This is a genomic window from Flavobacterium arcticum (genome assembly GCF_003344925.1).
GTDB classification, from domain to species: domain Bacteria; phylum Bacteroidota; class Bacteroidia; order Flavobacteriales; family Flavobacteriaceae; genus Flavobacterium; species Flavobacterium arcticum.
The window spans coordinates 1,500,915-1,519,181 of sequence record NZ_CP031188.1; the positions used below are offsets into that span (position 1 = coordinate 1,500,915).

Consider the following 18,267-nt stretch of genomic DNA (forward strand, 5'->3'; position numbering starts at 1 on the left):
GATAAAAGTTTTTAGATGTTGAGATTTTTTATGCTAATGGTTTAAAACCAAAACCCTACGCTTATCCATGTGTAGTGCTTATTAGTGTCTGGCGACCAACTGTGTTTTATTTCCAGAGGACCTATAATGCTTTCCATGCCATAGCCCATGGCATATCCTGTATACTCTGGTAGTGAGATGATATTACCTTCGTTTAATAAATTATGCCCCACATTGGCATAGTTTGCTGTAGCGTTAAGGTGGTGTTTCCTGATGAACTCCCAGTCTAGTGTAAAGGTGCTTTTTATATAGCTGTTGCCCGATAGGCTTATAAAATCGTATCCATAAAAATGGCGGAAGTTATTAATCGTGTTATAGCCATAGCCACCTAATATAAAATCGAAAAAGTTTGCTGTGTCTTCGCCTACAGTAATTCCTGCTTCTGTTTGCATTTCTATAGTAAAGTTGCGGTATATTTTTTTGGCTGTAGCTATCTCGGCTTTTAAAATGGTAAAACGTTCGAAGTCTTTGTTATAGTCGCTAGAGTATAAAAACGATTTTGCTTCGCCCTGAAAATACCAACCTTTACTAGGAAAATAGCGCTTGTTATAGGAGTCGTAATTTAAGTAGCCATATACTGAGAAATAATCGCTATCGTCAAACACTTTTTTTCTATCTGTGCTTAAGGTTTCCGATTTTATTTTTAAATGTTTAAGTTCTGCGCCACCGCCTAACAAGAATTTTTGTGCAAATATAGTTTGTATATATATTTGGTTGTTAATATCAGTATAATCTACATTAGCAGAGTTTACATCGATGTCAGATATAATATTGCCTGGCACATTACGGTTAAAACTATTTAGAGTAGAACGTACCCCATAGCTGGTATAAAAGCCGTTATCCATGTAGTAGTTAAACATGTATCTAAAGTTGTCGCCTAGCACAACGTCTAGCGCAGCTACGTCGCCACGCCTAAAGAGGTTTTTTTGAGTAAAGTTTACTAGTACCCCACTTTTATAAAGTCCGTCATAATGCAACCCAAATTTTAGGTAACGGTTTATAGGGTTTTCTATAATAGTAAGGTTTAGTCTGTCGCCTTTACCAGTCTTTTCGAAATTGTAAGATATGGCATTGAAGTTTTGTGTAGCGTTGAGGTTGCTAATGCCACGATTGAACTTTTCGTACGAAATTTTTGTACCTGGTTTAAAGTTAAGTTTACCAATAACATAGGCTCTACTGTAATTTTTAAGTCCCGATATTTCTATTTCTGCTACAGCTATAGAGTCGTTTACCTGCATGGCTTTTTTTACAATAGGGGTGTTGCTCCCTAGTGCTTTTAGCTTATCTATTATGGCGTGTGCTGCCTCTTCTCCTTTATCAATTATTTGTCTGCCATCGTCAAACGAGATAACGGTGTAACCCGAGATGTCTGGTTTTATATAAATGTCTGTAGCTTCGCGCTTAGCATCCATTTTCCTGATCATCTGGTAGTTGTTTATTTGTACCAGTACGCCTGTAGCTCCTTTTATTTGTGTTCTGTCTTTAAGCCCGTCTTGTACATCTACCCCAATAATAATATCGGCACCCATTTTTTTAACCTCCTCTACAGGGTAGTTGTTAGTAACTCCGCCATCTATTAATAGTCGTCCGTCTATCTCTACAGGGTAGTATAACGATGGGAAAGCCCCACTGGCAAGTATAGCATCGGGCAATACTCCTTTATGTAATATTATTTCTTCGCCTGTTTCTATATCGGTAGCTACACAAACAAAGGGTATGGGTAGTTTATTAAAATCGCGCTGGTGTCGCACATTATCTGTAAGGCGGTTAACGGTGGTGTAGTTGTATAACCCCTTTGATAGGGCAGTAGGGAAACTGATTTTAAAGCCTTTAAAGGGTAATGATAGTGCGTAGAGCTCGTCATTACGCCTTTCGAAAAAGTTTTTAGAGCCACGAGGGGTGTAGTCTTGTATTAGTGCATCGGCATCGAGCGAGTTAAAAATAGAGTCTAGCTCTTGTGCCGAATAGCCTGCAGCATACAGCCCGCCTACAATAGCGCCCATGCTGGTACCGCCTATATAGTCTACCTTTATGCCTGCTTCTTCTAGTACTTTTAGTACGCCAATGTGGGCTAACCCTTTAGCTCCGCCACCGCTTAGTACTACGCCTATTTTGGGTCTTTTAGTATTGGTGTTAGCGCTGTTTTCCTCCTGTGCAGTAACCGTGCCTATAAGTAGTAAGCATAGTAACAGGGGAAGTATTTTTTTCATCAGTTCGGTTTTGAATGATAGAATTCAGTAATTTTTTTTGCTTTGGCAGGACCTATTACTTTGGCAATGTCTGCTTCGGGTGCTTCTTTTAATCGTTTTACCGATTTAAACTGTTTTAGCAATGCCACCATTGTTTTTTCGCCAATACCAGGGATGCTTTCTACTGATGTTTGTAGCGCATTCTTACTTCGCTTATCGCGATGGTGTGTAATGCCAAATCGGTGTGCCTCGTTGCGCAGGTGTTGGATAACCTTTAAGGTTTCCGATTTTTTGTCTAAATACATCGGTATCGAGTCGCCTGGATAGAATATTTCTTCAAGCCTTTTTGCGATGCCTAAGATAGTGATTTTACCACGTAGCCCCAAGATATCTAAGCTTTTTAATGCCGAAGATAATTGTCCCTTACCTCCGTCTATAATAATGAGTTGGGGTAGGGGTTGGTCTTCTTCGAGCAGGCGGCGATATCTACGGAAAACGACCTCTTCCATACTCGCAAAATCGTTAGGCCCTTCTACGGTTTTTATATTAAAATGGCGGTAGTCTTTTTTGCTAGGTTTACCGTCTTTAAACACCACGCAAGCCGCAACGGGGTTTGTACCCTGAATATTACTATTATCAAAACATTCTATATGGCGAGGCTCTGCAGGTAGGCGCAGGTCTTTTTTCATTTGTGCCATAATGCGGTTGGTGTGCCGTTCGGGGTCTACTATTTTTATTTGTTTTAGCTGATCCATACGGTAAAAACGGGCATTGCGCTCGCTTAAATCTAAAATCTGCTTTTTATCGCCTAGTTTGGGTACGGTTACTTTTACATTTTCGCCTAAGTTGATAGGGTGGGTGGCTAATACTTCTCTGGAAAGTAACTGGAAACGCTCGCGAAGCTCTACGGCTGCAATTTGCAACAGCTCTTCGTCAGATTCTTCTAGTTTCTTTTTTATTTCCATGGTGTGCGAGCGGATGATAGCCCCATGCGATACCTGTATAAAGTTGATGTATGCCATAGCCTCATCACTTATAATGCTAAATACATCGAGGTTATTAATCCGCGGATTAAACACGGTGCTGCGGGCTTGGTAGTTTTCGAGGGCTTCTATCTTCTCTTTTATCTCTTGTGCTTCTTCAAACTTCATATCGGCAGCCAAATTGTGCATATGGCTGTGAAATGCTTTTAGGCTTTCTTTAAAATTACCTTTTAGTATTTCGCGAATGGCGGCTACATGACGTTGGTATTCTTCGAGTGGTTCGTAGCCCTCGCAAGGACCTTTACAGTTGCCTATGTGGTATTCTAAACACACTTTGTATTTGCCTGATTGTATATTGCTTTTACTAAGGTCGTAATTGCAAGTGCGCAAGGGGTATAGTTCTTTAATAAGCCCCAGTAGGGTTTGCACGGTTTTAAAGGAGGTATAAGGGCCAAAATATTCTGAGCCGTCTTTTATAACGTTGCGGGTAGCAAACACGCGCGAAAAAGGTTCTTTCTTGATGCATATCCACGGGTAGCTTTTGTCGTCTTTTAAGAGTACGTTATAGCGTGGTTGCAGGTTTTTTATCAGGTTGTTTTCTAGTAGTAGTGCCTCGCTCTCTGTAGGGACTACGATGTGCTTTACTCTGACTATTTTGCGCACCATAACGCGTATGCGACCCGAGTCGTTTGTCTTGTTGAAGTAAGACATTACGCGCTTTTTTAGGTTTTTTGCCTTGCCTACATAAAGCAGCTTGTCGTCTTTATCAAAATATTGATATACGCCCGGGCTATCGGGTAGGGTTTGTATTTGGAGTTCCAACGGCGTTTGCATACTACAAAGTTAGTATTAAAGTCCTAAAGTTTGTAAAGTCCTAAAGTTGAAAGTTTATAAAGTTTTATTAGTTGTCAGGAAAAAGGCATTAGTTTACAGTTGCGGGTTACGCGTCATTACTTCGTCTGTTCGGGCTTTGCCCTCGGGTGCGAGGAGGTACGACGTGGCAATCTTTAAAAAGGTTATATATAAATTTACACTTTTGGAAAAACAAATGGCGAGTTATAAATTTGCAGTAAAATAAGAAACTTCCTTACAAAAAGGCTTTTTAAGCCCAAATAATTTTATCATCAATTAACGACGTATAGATGTCAAGAACTAAAAAATAAGGGTGTCTATATTTTAATTATATTTGTAGTAAACAAAAAAGCCAAGAGCTGCAACTCATGGCTAATTTTTAAACAGCATTTGCTGTAATATTTCTGTTACGGTTTAACCGTACTCTTATTGCCCATCATAGAGGTGAGTTCCTATGAAAGGATAACTTAATTTTAAAAAAATGAATAAAATTAAAACTAAGGGCTTAACGTCCTTTATTAAAAATTTAACTTTATTAATCAGAAGCTTAACACTCTTATTAAAAGAGTTGACCACTTTACTATAAGTGTTAATTTAGTTTCTAACAGCCACCTGTTGACGCAGGTGGTTTTTTATTTATAGTACAAATATAAAAAGAAGTAACGAAAGAAACAATAAAAGAGGAACAAAAAGAAGTAACGAAAGAAACAATAAAAGAGAAAACAAAAAGAAGTAACGAAAGAAACAATAAAAGAGGAACAAAAAGAAGTAACGAAAGAAATAATAAAAGAGAAAACAAAAAGATTGCCACGTCGTACCTCCTCGCAATGACGCATAACTCATAACTTGTAACTCGCCAGCCACAACCAAAACCCAACGGCATAGAACGCTGTGGTGTATAGAAAATTACAAAAGCGGTGTTAAGAAGCATTCGGTGTTTGAGCACAGCGAGTTCGAATGGTTTAGCCACTTGCAGTAATTTTTAGCTTAAGGCGTTCCAGCCTTGACTTTTTCGTTCTTTTGTGTCAAGACAAAAGGACAGCCAACCCGCAACACAAAACCCGAAATACACTACCTTTACACAGTTAACGCAACTGTAAATTTATGTCGTACAAAAATATAACGATACTTGGCGAAACTATTTTGCCTGGCGAAAGCAAAACCATTAATATGGAAATTGCACGCTTGCACACTATGACTAAACTAAAAGTGCCTATAATTATAGAACGTGCCGAAGAAGATGGTCCTGTGGTGCTGTTTACGGCATCTATTCACGGTGATGAGATAAATGGCACAGAGATAGTGCGCCAACTGATTGTAAGGAAAATAAACAAGCCGAAGCGCGGTACTATTATTTGTATTCCTGTGGTTAATATTTTTGGTTTTGTAAACAAGAGTAGGGAGTTTCCTGATGGGCGCGACCTTAATCGGGTTTTTCCGGGTAGTCAGCGGGGTTCGCTTGCCGGGCGTTTTGCATGGCATTTGTTTAGGGAGATTATCCCGAATGTAGATTATTGTATTGACTATCATGCAGGGGGTGCGAGCCGTTTTAATGCGCCACAAATTCGTATTGTGCCGAATAATCCAGACCTTAAAGCACTTGCCGATGTGTTTAATGCGCCGTTTACGTTATATTCTAAAAATATTTCGGGGTCTTTTCGTAATGCGTGTGGCAGGCTGGGTGTAAAAATATTGTTGTATGAAGGTGGTAAGTCCCTCGACTTGAACCGAGATGTTACTCAAGCTGCGGTGCGTGGTACTAAGCGTTTTTTAAATCATTTGGATATGCTTAACCCGAAGAAAAAATTTAAACCAGCTCCTACGCCATCGGTATATATAGAACGCTCGGCATGGGTGCGGGCTACCTATTCGGGGTTATTTCAAAATCGTACGCCTACAGGTAAACTAGTAGAAAAAGGCGAGGCTATAGCACTTATTACAGATCCTTTTGGCGATTTTGAACATGTGGTAAAAGCACCACATAGGGGATATATTATTAATAGTAATGATGCGCCTATTGTATATCAGGGCGATGCTATTTTTCATATTACCATGAAATTGACAGAACAATAAATAACCAGTGTCAGTTTGCAGTATGATTGGCTATAAGCTGGATGCTTCTTAAAAACATAAACATCCTGCAGGGTTTGTAAACCTTGCAGGATGTTTTATTTATATTATAAACTGAAAACTAAAGGCTATGCTTCTTGCCTGTCGGTTTCGTCGTCGTTTTCAGAGTAAGAGTCTGGTTCTTGTTTTGGCTTAGTAGTTAATACTTTATAGAAAAAATATACTGCTGCGGCAATTACTATGCCTTGCGCCGTTACCATTGTAATTAGTGCTTCTGTTTTCATGAGTGTACCCTTCCTTCTTTTCTACGTTTAATAAATGCTCTATATACTACTAGGCTAATAAATAATAATAATGCTACCAGTAACAGCCTGCCTATGGTTTTATAGAACACGTTGTTGGTAAATTTACCTTCGGCAATTGTATCATTAGGCGCTATTGTTTGCCCTACTGTTACCACAGGATTTTGTCCTTTTTTAAAGCTGTATGTTTTATAATCAGTAAAAGTTAGTGCTTCTAGTTTATCAAGTTTCTTGTTGTATACTTTTTTCTCGTTTTGGAACGATAGTTTAATAAAATCGGTTGTAACCGAGTCTACTACGCCAGTTTTTAAACCTTCTGAATCAAATTTTTCGGCATAATAAGCATCGGCAAACCACTCTTTATTATTAGTGTCATCGTTAGCTATTTTTGCAGCCATATCTGGTAAACTGGCTACTAATACCCATCCTAATAGTAGTGGGGTAACCACAAGAATTAAATATTTAAAGAATATAGGTACTTTAATGTCGGCACCCATATTTATCTCTGCCCATCCTTTCTTGATACCAAATATCCAAGAGAATAGTACTGTTTCTAAGAATGCAAATACTACAAGGCTAACGGTTCCTGCCCAGTAGTCATACTCGTCGAAAACGCCTTGCTGGAAGAAAAACACTGTAGGTAAACCCATAATAAGTGCAATAAGCCCGAAAGACCATGCGCCTTTTTTGCCACTCCAGTTAAACTCGTCGCGCATAAAGCCCATCCAAGGTGTACCCATTGCGAGCGATGAGGTAATACCGGCAAAGAACAATAGCCCGAACCAAAAGATACCTGCAAATATTGCGAGTGTTTCGCCCCATTGCTGGAAGAGATATGGCATAGTTTGGAACGCCATACCAAAGCCTGCATTTTGCAATACCCAGTCAAGACCAAGGTAACCAGCAGCAATAGGGATTACGATAAGGCTACCTAGTACTACTTCTACAAACTCGTTCATAAAACCTGCCGATACAGCATTTAGTGCTACATCGTCTTTAGATTTTAGGTAGGCTGCATAGCAGTGAATTGTACCCATACCTACAGATAGGGTAAAGAATATTTGTCCTGCTGCGGCAAGCCACACTTTAGGGTTGGCAAGTGAGTCATATTGTGGTGTCCACAAGAAGTTAAGACCATCCCATGCGTTAGCATCAGGGAAAAGGTCTGAAGCTCCATCAGTACCCAATGTTAAACCTCTTATGGCTAGTATAGCTCCGAATACTAATAGTAGCGGAATACCTATTTTGGCTACGCGCTCTATTCCTTTTAGTCCTTTAGAGAGTATAAAGGTGTTTAGTAATAAACATAATATATAAAAGACAATGGCCTCATAAGGGATGCCTGTTGTCGATTTTCCTATGGTGGTGTAGTCGTTAAAGAAACCTGCTATTTCGGCTTGGTTCATGGTGCTAAATGTACCTCTAACGGAGTGGTACACGTAGCTCATTGTCCACGATTCGATATAACAGTAGTAAGAGGCTACGGCAATATTAGTGAATATCCCGAAAACACCTATGTATTTCCAGATACGTCCTTTTGCCATAGTGTCTAATATATATGGTGTACTGTGGTTGCCATAGCGACCGCCATAACGCCCTGTAGACCACTCTATAAATAGTAATGGTATTCCCATTACTACAAAGCAAACAAGATAAGGAATGATAAATGCGCCTCCGCCGTTTTCTACTGCTTGTACGGGAAACCTTAAAAAGTTACCAAGCCCAACAGCATTACCAGCCATAGCGAGAATTAAGCCTACCCTGGAACCCCACGATTCTGCTTTTCCTGACATAAAAGAATGTTTTTTGGTTAATTATAGGCTTCAAAGATAGGAAAACAAACCAAAAAACAACAAAAAGCGGAAACTTTGGTGCTTAAAAATAAATATCCGTAAAAGGTTTTAACAGATTTGCGATAAAGTTGATAACGATAGTGGTTGCTTGTTGTGGGTTTTGGGTCTTGTTTTACTGTGATTTTGTGTTCTTTTAACGCAGATGAAGCGGATTGTGCAGATGATCGCAGGTTATGAGTAGCGAAATATTAGTTTTGTCATGCTGAGGTACGAAGCATCTTTTTGATATGAATGAGATTCTTTATTACGCTTCGCTGCATTCAGAATGACAGCTCGTAGCTTATAACCCTAAAACAGTTTTTTTAATAAAAATTAAATCTTCCTCATTTTTTCTCAAAAACCACAGCCTAAAATTAAATTTTTCCGATATTTGTTACATGAATTCGCAATGGCTCGGTTTATTAAGCTATTTAAAATTCCTCATCAAGAGAAATCCTGAGTGAGGCAGTTGTTGTTATAACTGTTTTTCAATTTTACTGTTTAATAACTAAATACATTTTAATTATGCCTATATACCACAAATTAGGGAAGTTTCCGCAAAAAAGGCACACACAGTTCGAGAAACCAGAGGGTGGCATCTATTATGAGCAGCTTTTTGGTACAGAGGGGTTTAATGGTCACTCGTCGTTACTGTATCAGGTACATCGCCCTACGCAAGTAAAAGAAATTTTGAGGTCCTACTCTGTTAAGCCAGAAATTGCTATTGAGAGTAATATAAAATCATTATTACTAAAAGGGTTTGAGGTACAGCCTGCCGACGACTTTTTAGAGAGCCGTGTAGATATGCTAGTAAATAGCGATTGTACTATAGGGCTTGCTGCGCCAAGAAAATCGCTTCGCGATTACTTTTATAAAAATGCCGATGCCGACGAGATGATATTTATACATAAAGGGACAGGAACACTGCGTACCTTTATGGGTAACATTCCGTTTGAGTATGGAGATTACCTTATCATTCCGCGCGGAATGATTTACCAAATAGATTTTGATACCGAAGAGAACCGCTTGTTTTATACAGAGTCGGTTGCACCGATATATACACCAAAGCGTTATAAAAACGAGAGTGGTCAGTTACTAGAGCATTCGCCATTTTGTGAGCGCGATTTTAAACTACCGCAAGAGCTTGAAACCTATGATGAGAAAGGCGATTTTTTAATCAAGGTGAAAAAACAAGGCATGATGCACGAGATAGTATATGCCACGCACCCGTTTGACGTTGTTGGGTGGGATGGTTACAACTATCCGTATGCTTTTAGTATTCATAATTTTGAGCCTATAACAGGTAGGGTACATTTACCACCACCAATACACCAAACGTTTGAAACGTCTACGTTTGTAGTATGCTCTTTCTGCCCGAGGTTGTATGACTATCACCCAAAATCGATACCTGCACCATACAATCATAGTAATATAGATAGTGATGAGGTGTTGTACTATGTAGATGGCGATTTTATGAGCCGTAACAATATAGAACAAGGACACATAACGCTACACCCAAAAGGAATACCACACGGACCAGCACCTGGTGCTACAGAGCGTAGCATAGGGCAAACGGTTACTGAGGAGCTTGCTGTAATGGTAGATACCTTCCGTCCGCTTATGGTAACAAAAGCTGCGATGGGTATAGACGATGGTAAGTATTATAAAAGCTGGGTAGAGTAAAGAGTAATTGTTCTTTTGTCTTAAAACAAAAGAACCAAAAATTCAGGCAATAGAGTACGAAAAGTACATAAACAAGTTTAAAAGTAAAAACTGCGGATAAAAACGCAGTAAAAAATATAAGATTATGAGTAAAGAAGTAAAAAATGTAGAATACGGACTCGAAAAAATATTTGAGGGCGCACAAGATTTTCTTCCCCTTATGGGAACAGATTATATAGAGTTTATTGTAGGTAATGCTAAGCAAGCTGCACACTACTATAAAACAGCTTTTGGTTACCAGTCGTTAGCCTATGCAGGACTAGAAACAGGAATGAAAGACCGTACTAGTTATGTGTTAAAGCAAGATAAAATTAGAATTGTATTAACTACGCCATTAACTGCTGAGTCTCCGCTAAACGATCATATCGTTAAACATGGTGATGGTGTTAAGGTGGTAGCGCTATGGGTAGAAGATGCTCGTAAATCGTTTGAAGAGACTACTAAGCGTGGTGCTAGAGTATATATGGAGCCAACTGTTGAAACTGATGAGCATGGCGAAGTAGTGCGTGCAGGTATTTATACCTATGGCGAAACAGTACACATGTTTGTAGAGCGTAAAAACTACAATGGTGTTTTCTTACCAGGTTTTAGAGAGTGGAAAAGTGACTATAACCCAGCACCAACAGGACTTAAGTATGTAGACCACATGGTAGGTAACGTAGGTTGGAACGAAATGAACACTTGGGTAAAGTGGTATGAAGAAGTTATGGGCTTTGTTAACTTCCTTTCGTTTGACGATAAACAAATTACTACAGAGTACTCTGCATTAATGAGTAAGGTAATGAGTAACGGTAACGGTCGTATAAAATTCCCAATTAACGAGCCTGCCGAAGGAAAGAAAAGATCGCAGATAGAAGAGTATTTAGATTTTTATGGCGGTCCTGGTGTACAGCACATCGCTATTGCTACTGATGATATTATTAAAACAGTAGGTGAGCTTAGAGCAAGAGGTGTAGAATTCCTTTCGGCTCCGCCACATGCTTATTATGAAGCAATACCTGAAAGACTGGGTGCGCACATGGATATGATGAAAGAAGATATCTCGGTGTTAGAAGATTTGGCTATTATGATAGATGCTGATGAAGAAGGGTATTTATTACAAATATTTACTAAGCCTGTTGAAGATAGACCAACACTTTTTTATGAAATAATACAGCGTATGGGTGCTCGTGGTTTTGGTGCGGGTAACTTTAAAGCGCTGTTTGAGAGTATAGAACGCGAACAACAGTTGCGAGGAACGTTATAAAATAACCTCAAAATTACATTATGTGTAATTTTGACATATCAAAAAGCTATTTTTTTGAGGATAATGTGTTAAAGTTGATTTTTCATAAAAAAATCTTCAATAGTGTGAGTACATTTGCACTCGCAAAAAGAGAGGTAGTAACATAATTCAATTTTTGTTGTAAATTTTTCATAATTTATAGTTTTTTGGTTGGTTAATAGCATAAAAACCCGGTCATTCGTTTGACTGGGTTTTTTTGTTTTCTTACTTTTGGAACAGAAATTGCGTTCACCCCTAGTAACATCAATCAAAAAAAATAGTATTATGAAAAAAATGTTAGCAATACTTTTGCTTTTCACACTGGGTAACGCTTTTTCGCAAGGTGCTTTTACTACAGGCGAATTTTTTAAATTCAGAATTCACTACGGGATAGTAAATGCGGGCTATGCCACCCTTGAGGTAAAAGATGCCGTGAAGAACGGTAAAAAAGTATATCATGTTGTAGGTAAAGGGCATACTACGGGTATGACACGATTTTTCTTTAAAGTAGAAGATAACTATGAAAGCTACTTTGATAAAAATACAGTGTTTCCGTACCAATATGTGCGAAAAATAAACGAAGGCGGTTATACTAAAGACCAAGAAGGTTTCTTTAATCAGAAGAACAATACTGTAGTGGTAAAAGACTATAAGCACGATACTGAGAAAACCATTTCGGTTCCAGCAGGTGTGCAGGATATGGTATCTACATTTTACTACTTAAGAAATCACCCCGATGTGAGCACTATGAAGGTGGGTGAGTACATAGCTGTAAATATGTTTTTTGACGACGAAACCACAAAATTTAAGCTCAAATTTATTGGCAGAGAGAATATATCAACTAAATTTGGCGATGTTCCTGCAATGATATTTAGACCCTATGTACAAGCAGGACGTGTATTTAAGGAAGAAGAAAGTTTAACAGTCTGGATATCAGATGATGATAATAAGATACCTTTGCGAATAAAGGCAAGCCTTGCTGTGGGTTCGTTAAAGGCAGATCTTATAGAATATAAGGGATTAAAATACCCTTTTAAAGCTAAATAAAACACACACAAATGGAGTTAACACCTTCTATGCAAGATAAGCTAAGTGCTCTTGAAGAAAAATTTAAAGCGATAAACCAAAAAACCGAAACTCACTTAGAGGGTTTACTTTGGTCTAAACCAATTACTTATTGGGATTATATACAAACTGACGCATTACTTAACCTACAAACGCAACGCACTACACTGCCCGATGAGATGATATTTATTATGTATCATCAGGTAAATGAGCTATTGTTTAAAATGATACTTTGGGAGACAGAACAATTGTGTCATGATGATGCGCCTACTACCGAAATATTTACGGAGAAGTTAATGCGCATAAGTCGCTACTTTGATATGCTTACCACATCATTTGATATTATGGGCGATGGTATGCAAGTAGAGCAGTACATGAAGTTTAGAAATACGTTAACTCCTGCAAGTGGTTTTCAGAGTGCGCAGTACAGGCTTATAGAGTTTGCTAGTACCGATTTGATAAACCTTATAGATTATCGCTTTAGGGCTACTATAGATCGCGACACGCCCTACGAACACGCTTTTGAGCACCTGTATTGGCAAGCGGCAGGTAAAGACCATAAAACAGGCGAAAAAAGCTATTTGATAAAAGCATTCGAAAAGAAATATAAAGCCGAGTTCTTGCGTTATATGGAAGAGTATAACACCATAAATATTTGGAAGAAATTCCAGCAACTACCAGAGGCTGACCAAAAAAATACAATGCTTGTAAAAGCTATGCGTCATTATGATTATACCGTAAATGTTACTTGGGTAATGGGGCATTATAATGCTGCTGCTAAGTACATAGAAAGCGCATCAGGACCACAAGAGGCTACAGGTGGTAGCGACTGGAAAAAATATATGCACCCAAAATATCAGCGAAGAATATTTTTCCCCGAATTATGGACAGAGGAGGAGTTGCGCACGTGGGGCGAAAATGTATAATTGATTTTTTAAAATGCCGAAATTGAGATATTTTACCATCATACTACTGCTATTTACTTTAATAGCCTGTAATGACGAGGAAAAGAAAGATAAAGAACAACAAGCTGTAGCAAAAAAAGAAGCTGTAAAAAAACAGTTTGGTTTTGTTTTGGATAATTATGAAGTAGAACATGATACCATACAAAACGGCGATACCTTTGGCGGATTATTGCAAAAACAAGGCTATTCGGTTACTGATGTATATAATATAACCGAAGCCATACGCGATACTTTTAACCTAAGAGATATTCGTGTAGGTAAGCCTTATACACTACTTAAAAATAAAAAGAACCCCGACAGTTTAGAGGTTTTTATATACCAAGCTAATCGCTTGAGTTATTATGTGGTAGACTTGCGCGACTCTATTGCAAAAGCCTATAAAAAAACCCGTCCGCTTACTATAAAGCGTAGGGTAATTGCTGCCGAGATAGAAGGTTCGCTATCGGCAACGGTACAAAAACTAGGAGCAAGCGCTGCATTAACCCAAGAGCTATCAGAGATATATGCTTGGTCTATCGACTTTTTTAGATTACAAAAAGGCGATAAATTTTCAGTTATTATAAATGAGCGCTATATAAGCGATACTATATATGCAGGACTTGAAAGTATAGAAGCTGCCGTTTTTGAAACAAAAGACGACAAGCGCTATGCATTCCCGTACAAGCAAGATCCTTCGGCAAGGTTTAGTAATTATTATGATGAAGAGGGTAAGGTGCTAAAGAGTATGTTTTTAAAAGCACCTTTAAAGTTTAGTCGTATTAGTTCGCGTTTCTCACCAAGGCGTTTTCACCCCGTACAAAAACGTTGGAAAGCCCACAAGGGTACTGATTATGCTGCGCCTACAGGCACACCTATTATGTCAACCGCAACAGGTACTGTTATAGCAGCAGGCTACACCGCAGGTAATGGTAATTATGTAAAAGTAAAACACAATAATACTTATACTACCCAGTACTTGCACATGAGTAAAATAAAAGTGCGTAAAGGACAGCATGTAAACCAAGGCGATATTATAGGGCTGGTAGGAAGTACAGGGCTTGCCACAGGACCGCACGTGTGTTATCGTTTTTGGAAAAATGGCGTACAGGTAGATGCTTTAAGGCAAAAACTACCCGCCTCGCAACCTATGGATGCGAAGTATAAGCCAGACTTTATGAAACAAATGAAGCCATTAAAAAAAGAATTAGACAGCATCTATAACATCACATTTAACAAGTAATTATGGCACTCGAAAACACCAACCCTTCTGGTACTGCTGCATGGCAGGAATTAAGAGCACATTTTGCCGATATGCAACAAGCATCTATGCAAGATATGTTTACTGCTGATGGCAGCAGAAGCGAAAAATTCCACATTAAGTGGAATGATTTTTTAGTAGACTATTCTAAAAATATTGTAAACCAAAAAACGCTAGACTTGTTGCAAGACCTTGCCAAAGAGGTAAACCTTGCAGGCGCTATGGAAAGCTATTTTGCAGGTGAAGCAATAAACCGCACCGAAGGCAGGGCAGTATTGCATACAGCACTACGCGCACCACAATCGGCAGATATTAAGGTTGATGGGCAAAATGTAATGCCCGAAGTGTATGCAGCAAAAAATAAAATAAAACAATTTACTGATGAGGTAATAAGTGGTAGCCGAAAAGGTTATACAGGTAGAGCTTTTACGCATGTAGTAAACATAGGTATAGGTGGTAGCGACTTGGGTCCTGCTATGGTAGTAGAAGCTTTGGCATACTACCAAAACCAGCTTGAAGTACGATTTATATCTAATGTGGATGGCGACCATGTTATGGAAAAGCTAAAAGGACTAAACCCCGAAACAACGCTTTTTGTAATTGTGTCTAAAACATTTACTACTCAAGAAACACTTAGCAATGCTAATACAGCAAGAGCATGGTTTTTGGAGCAGGCCACGCAAGATGATGTAGCGAAACACTTTGTAGCGGTAAGCACCAACCTGAAAAATGTAACTGAGTTTGGTATTAACCCCGATAATGTTTTCCCGATGTGGGACTGGGTTGGTGGTCGTTTCTCACTGTGGAGCGCCGTTGGATTATCTGTAGCATTAGCGGTAGGTTATGATAATTTCGACAAATTACTGCAAGGTGCACACGAAATGGACGAGCATTTCCGTACTGCTCCGCATGAAGAAAATATACCCGTTGTACTGGCTTTACTAAGTATTTGGTACAACAACTTTTTTGGTGCCGAGAGCGAAGCGTTAATACCTTATACACAATACCTGCAAAAACTAGCACCTTACCTGCAACAGGGTATTATGGAGAGTAACGGTAAGAGTGTAGGGCGCGATGGTAACCCTGTAAATTACCAAACGGGTACTATTATTTGGGGAGAGCCAGGTACTAACTCGCAGCACGCGTTTTTCCAGTTGATACACCAAGGGACAAAGTTAATCCCTACTGATTTTATAGGTTTCATTAAGCCACTACATGGCAATCATGACCACCACGATAAACTGATGTCGAACTTTTTTGCACAAACCGAAGCATTGCTAAATGGTAAAACCGAAGCACAGGTAAAAGCAGAGTTTGATGTAAAAGGGGTAACAGGCGAAGAAGCCGATTTCCTGCTTCCGTTTAAAGTGTTTAGAGGGAACAAACCTACCAATACGTTATTAATAGATAAATTAACGCCAGAAACGTTGGGTTCATTAGTAGCACTATACGAACACAAAATATTTGTGCAGGGTGTTATCTGGAATATATTCAGTTATGACCAGTGGGGTGTAGAGCTTGGTAAACAGCTTGCCAACTCTATTTTAGGAGAAATCAACTCGGGCGATGTAAAACAGCACGATAGTAGTACTACGGCATTGCTGAAAGCTTTTTTAGCGAAAAAATAGCCTTAAATAAGGCATTAGCCAATAGTGAATAGGCATTAGTATAGCACCTGTAAGGTTTTTAAAACTTTGCAGGTGTTTTTTTGTCTTTGCGAGTGAAGTTCAGCTCCACAGGTCATTGCGAGCGGAGTGACGATGAGAGTATTTTTGCATCTCACTCAAAACTAGGGTTTTTTAAGATAAGTATGTACAAGTTTAAACTGTTAGATTTTAGTTGTTAAATGACTTCATATAGTTATTGAAAAGAATATTAACTTGCTCTTTAATATCCTCTACTTGTTCGGCTGATGGATTTCGTGTATTTATATAACCATTTGCCATTTCATTAACTTTTGTTCTTTTTGCCTCTAAAACCTCTGTGAAATTAGATAACTTATTACGCATTGCTTGCATACTTATCCCGCTTTGAGGGCCTATTGTAGATTCAATAGGTTTTAAAACCTCTGCTATTGTGTTTAGGAATTGTTCTTGTTCAGACATAAACTAATTTTTAATTATAAAAATACAAAATAATATTGACAATAAATTTTATTGGTTATTACACTCTTTGTTTGTGTTAATATTCATTTAATCTAATATAAACCTCTCCTTATAAAATTGTACCTTGCCTATACAATTCTACAAGACAAAATGAACGAAATAGAGCGCAAGTTTTTAGTACTAAATAACGATTATAAAACCGAGGCTTTTTCGCAAAAGCGTATTACACAAGGTTACTTGAGCAGTGTGCCAGAGCGTACCGTTCGGGTGCGTACCAAAGGCGATAAAGGCTATCTTACTGTAAAAGGCAAAAGCAACGAAAGCGGTACTACCCGCATGGAATGGGAGACCGAAATCACCCTTGCTGAAGCCGAGCAGTTACTGGCTATTTGCGAAACAGGCGTGATAGACAAAACACGCTATGAAGTAAAGGCAGGCAAGCACACTTTTGAAGTAGATGAATTTTATGGCGATAACGAAGGTTTGGTTATAGCTGAAGTAGAGCTTGATGATGAAAATGAAACTTTCGTGAAACCCGTATGGCTAGGGCAGGAGGTAACGGGCGACGAACGCTACTATAATGCCTACCTAAGCCATAAACCCTACACTACATGGAAATGATGAATGAACCGTATGACTTGATTATAATAGGGAGTGGCCCTATAGGTATGGCATGCGCTATAGCGGTACAGCAAAAAGGACTTAACTATTTGGTGCTCGAAAAAGGGGCATTGGTAAACAGCCTTTATAATTATCCGTTGTATATGACGTTTTTCTCTACTGCCAAAAAGTTGGAGATTGGCAATGTACCGTTTAGCTGTATTGCGCCCAAACCGGGTAGGCAGGAGGCATTGGAGTACTACCGTAACATACAAAAGCATTTTGCACTGAATATTCATTTTTATGAAAAGGTAAACGGTGTGCAAAAGCAAGAAAAGGGAGAGTTTGCTATAAAATCCGATAAGCAAAATTATACCGCTAAAAATGTGGTTATTGCCACAGGTTTTTATGATATACCTATGTATATAGATGTACCAGGTGAAAACCTGCCAAAAGTACGCCATTACTACCGCGAAGCCCATGAATATGCTTTTAGGAAGGTGCTGGTTATCGGGGCAAATAATTCATCGGTAGATGCTGCGCTGGAGTGCTGGCATAAAGGTGCCGAGGTAACCATGGTTATAAGAAAAGGAGAGATTAACGACCGCGTGAAATATTGGATTAAACCTGATATTGAAAACCGTATAAAAGAGGGGAGTATTAAGGCTTATTTCTACTCGGAAGTGACGGCAATACACGAAAATTCGGTTGCTATTACAACACCTGATGGGGATATTACTGTTGAGAATGACTTTGTACTTGCCTTAACGGGTTATCGTCCTGATTTAGATTTTCTGCGAAAAGCAGGGGTAAATATTTCGTCGGGTATTAACTGTACTCCGCAATATAACCCTGATACTATGGAAACCAACGTAAAGGGGCTTTACCTTGCCGGTGTAGTATGTGGCGGACTAGAAACACACAAATGGTTTATAGAGAACTCACGTGTTCATGCCGATATGATTGTGAACAGTATTATCGGAAAATAGTTAGTTTACAGTCGCAGTCGCAGTACTCAGTTTTAGAGTCCATCCACCCACTG

Annotated in this window: 14 protein-coding genes; 9 read left to right on the forward strand and 5 right to left on the reverse strand. The window is 38.9% G+C overall.

Features of this window, described 5'->3' with window-relative positions; translation table 11 throughout:
* Positions 1-41: 41 nt before the first annotated feature.
* The gene (locus DVK85_RS06825) at positions 42-2,249 is read right to left on the reverse strand and encodes a patatin-like phospholipase family protein (protein WP_114677732.1); all 2,208 of its coding nucleotides are present in this window, start codon (positions 2,247-2,249) and stop codon (positions 42-44) included.
* Positions 2,249-4,045, reverse strand: coding sequence for an excinuclease ABC subunit UvrC (gene uvrC, locus DVK85_RS06830; RefSeq protein ID WP_114677733.1), 1,797 nt, complete (start codon positions 4,043-4,045; stop codon positions 2,249-2,251). The genes DVK85_RS06825 and uvrC overlap by 1 nt, the downstream gene beginning before the upstream one ends.
* Before the next feature lie 1,122 nt (positions 4,046-5,167).
* Between uvrC and DVK85_RS06835 the strand changes: the two genes are divergently transcribed.
* The gene (locus tag DVK85_RS06835; RefSeq protein ID WP_114677734.1) at positions 5,168-6,136 is read left to right on the forward strand and encodes a succinylglutamate desuccinylase/aspartoacylase family protein; all 969 of its coding nucleotides are present in this window, start codon (positions 5,168-5,170) and stop codon (positions 6,134-6,136) included.
* Positions 6,137-6,261: 125 nt separating this feature from the next.
* Here DVK85_RS06835 and DVK85_RS13550 read toward each other — a convergent pair whose 3' ends face one another.
* Both DVK85_RS13550 and DVK85_RS06840 read right to left on the reverse strand, forming a co-directional pair.
* The gene (locus DVK85_RS13550; RefSeq protein ID WP_162845331.1) at positions 6,262-6,417 is read right to left on the reverse strand and encodes a hypothetical protein; all 156 of its coding nucleotides are present in this window, start codon (positions 6,415-6,417) and stop codon (positions 6,262-6,264) included.
* Positions 6,414-8,228 carry a sodium-dependent transporter gene (locus tag DVK85_RS06840; RefSeq protein ID WP_114677735.1) on the reverse strand — a complete coding sequence of 605 codons (1,815 nt, stop codon included), beginning with the start codon at positions 8,226-8,228 and terminating at the stop codon, positions 6,414-6,416. Before DVK85_RS06840 ends, DVK85_RS13550 begins: the two co-directional genes overlap by 4 nt.
* A gap of 564 nt (positions 8,229-8,792) precedes the next feature.
* Between DVK85_RS06840 and DVK85_RS06845 the strand changes: the two genes are divergently transcribed.
* From DVK85_RS06845 to pgi, 6 genes are all read left to right on the forward strand, one after another.
* On the forward strand, positions 8,793-9,950 hold the full coding sequence (locus tag DVK85_RS06845; RefSeq protein ID WP_114677736.1) for a homogentisate 1,2-dioxygenase: 1,158 nt from the start codon (positions 8,793-8,795) through the stop codon (positions 9,948-9,950).
* 124 nt (positions 9,951-10,074) lie between these two features.
* A complete protein-coding gene (gene hppD / locus DVK85_RS06850) occupies positions 10,075-11,235 on the forward strand; it encodes a 4-hydroxyphenylpyruvate dioxygenase (RefSeq protein WP_114677737.1) in 1,161 nt (386 codons plus the stop codon).
* Positions 11,236-11,538: 303 nt separating this feature from the next.
* Positions 11,539-12,300 (forward strand): DUF3108 domain-containing protein, encoded by a 762-nt coding sequence (locus DVK85_RS06855; RefSeq protein WP_114678995.1) that lies wholly within the window; start codon positions 11,539-11,541, stop codon positions 12,298-12,300.
* 11 nt (positions 12,301-12,311) lie between these two features.
* Positions 12,312-13,244: a tryptophan 2,3-dioxygenase family protein gene (locus DVK85_RS06860; protein ID WP_162845332.1), complete on the forward strand. Its 933-nt coding sequence runs from the start codon at positions 12,312-12,314 to the stop codon at positions 13,242-13,244.
* Positions 13,245-13,257: 13 nt separating this feature from the next.
* Positions 13,258-14,502, forward strand: a complete 1,245-nt coding sequence (locus tag DVK85_RS06865) for a peptidoglycan DD-metalloendopeptidase family protein (RefSeq protein WP_114677738.1) — start codon at positions 13,258-13,260, stop codon at positions 14,500-14,502.
* Between the two features lie 2 nt (positions 14,503-14,504).
* Positions 14,505-16,148, forward strand: a complete 1,644-nt coding sequence (gene pgi / locus DVK85_RS06870) for a glucose-6-phosphate isomerase (protein WP_114677739.1) — start codon at positions 14,505-14,507, stop codon at positions 16,146-16,148.
* Between the two features lie 207 nt (positions 16,149-16,355).
* Here the strand turns inward: pgi and DVK85_RS06875 are convergent, their stop codons facing one another.
* Positions 16,356-16,625, reverse strand: coding sequence for a hypothetical protein (locus DVK85_RS06875; protein WP_114677740.1), 270 nt, complete (start codon positions 16,623-16,625; stop codon positions 16,356-16,358).
* Positions 16,626-16,775: 150 nt separating this feature from the next.
* On the opposite strand from DVK85_RS06875, the gene DVK85_RS06880 reads away from it, so the two are divergent.
* Both DVK85_RS06880 and DVK85_RS06885 read left to right on the forward strand, forming a co-directional pair.
* A complete protein-coding gene (locus tag DVK85_RS06880) occupies positions 16,776-17,246 on the forward strand; it encodes a CYTH domain-containing protein (RefSeq protein ID WP_114677741.1) in 471 nt (156 codons plus the stop codon).
* The gene (locus DVK85_RS06885; RefSeq protein ID WP_114678997.1) at positions 17,246-18,214 is read left to right on the forward strand and encodes a YpdA family putative bacillithiol disulfide reductase; all 969 of its coding nucleotides are present in this window, start codon (positions 17,246-17,248) and stop codon (positions 18,212-18,214) included. The genes DVK85_RS06880 and DVK85_RS06885 overlap by 1 nt, the downstream gene beginning before the upstream one ends.
* Positions 18,215-18,267: the final 53 nt, after the last annotated feature.

Bases quoted from the DNA above. Each gene is read 5' to 3' on its own strand.
- DVK85_RS13550 (WP_162845331.1), bottom strand. From the start codon at position 6,417: ATGAAAACAGAAGCACTAATTACAATGGTAACGGCGCAAGGCATAGTA.
- DVK85_RS06880 (WP_114677741.1), top strand. From the start codon at position 16,776: ATGAACGAAATAGAGCGCAAGTTTTTAGTACTAAATAACGATTATAAA.
- DVK85_RS06875 (WP_114677740.1), bottom strand. From the start codon at position 16,625: ATGTCTGAACAAGAACAATTCCTAAACACAATAGCAGAGGTTTTAAAA.
- uvrC (WP_114677733.1), bottom strand. From the start codon at position 4,045: ATGCAAACGCCGTTGGAACTCCAAATACAAACCCTACCCGATAGCCCG.
- pgi (WP_114677739.1), top strand. From the start codon at position 14,505: ATGGCACTCGAAAACACCAACCCTTCTGGTACTGCTGCATGGCAGGAA.
- DVK85_RS06855 (WP_114678995.1), top strand. From the start codon at position 11,539: ATGAAAAAAATGTTAGCAATACTTTTGCTTTTCACACTGGGTAACGCT.
- DVK85_RS06845 (WP_114677736.1), top strand. From the start codon at position 8,793: ATGCCTATATACCACAAATTAGGGAAGTTTCCGCAAAAAAGGCACACA.
- hppD (WP_114677737.1), top strand. From the start codon at position 10,075: ATGAGTAAAGAAGTAAAAAATGTAGAATACGGACTCGAAAAAATATTT.
- DVK85_RS06840 (WP_114677735.1), bottom strand. From the start codon at position 8,228: ATGTCAGGAAAAGCAGAATCGTGGGGTTCCAGGGTAGGCTTAATTCTC.
- DVK85_RS06885 (WP_114678997.1), top strand. From the start codon at position 17,246: ATGAATGAACCGTATGACTTGATTATAATAGGGAGTGGCCCTATAGGT.
- DVK85_RS06860 (WP_162845332.1), top strand. From the start codon at position 12,312: ATGGAGTTAACACCTTCTATGCAAGATAAGCTAAGTGCTCTTGAAGAA.
- DVK85_RS06835 (WP_114677734.1), top strand. From the start codon at position 5,168: ATGTCGTACAAAAATATAACGATACTTGGCGAAACTATTTTGCCTGGC.
- DVK85_RS06825 (WP_114677732.1), bottom strand. From the start codon at position 2,249: ATGAAAAAAATACTTCCCCTGTTACTATGCTTACTACTTATAGGCACG.
- DVK85_RS06865 (WP_114677738.1), top strand. From the start codon at position 13,258: ATGCCGAAATTGAGATATTTTACCATCATACTACTGCTATTTACTTTA.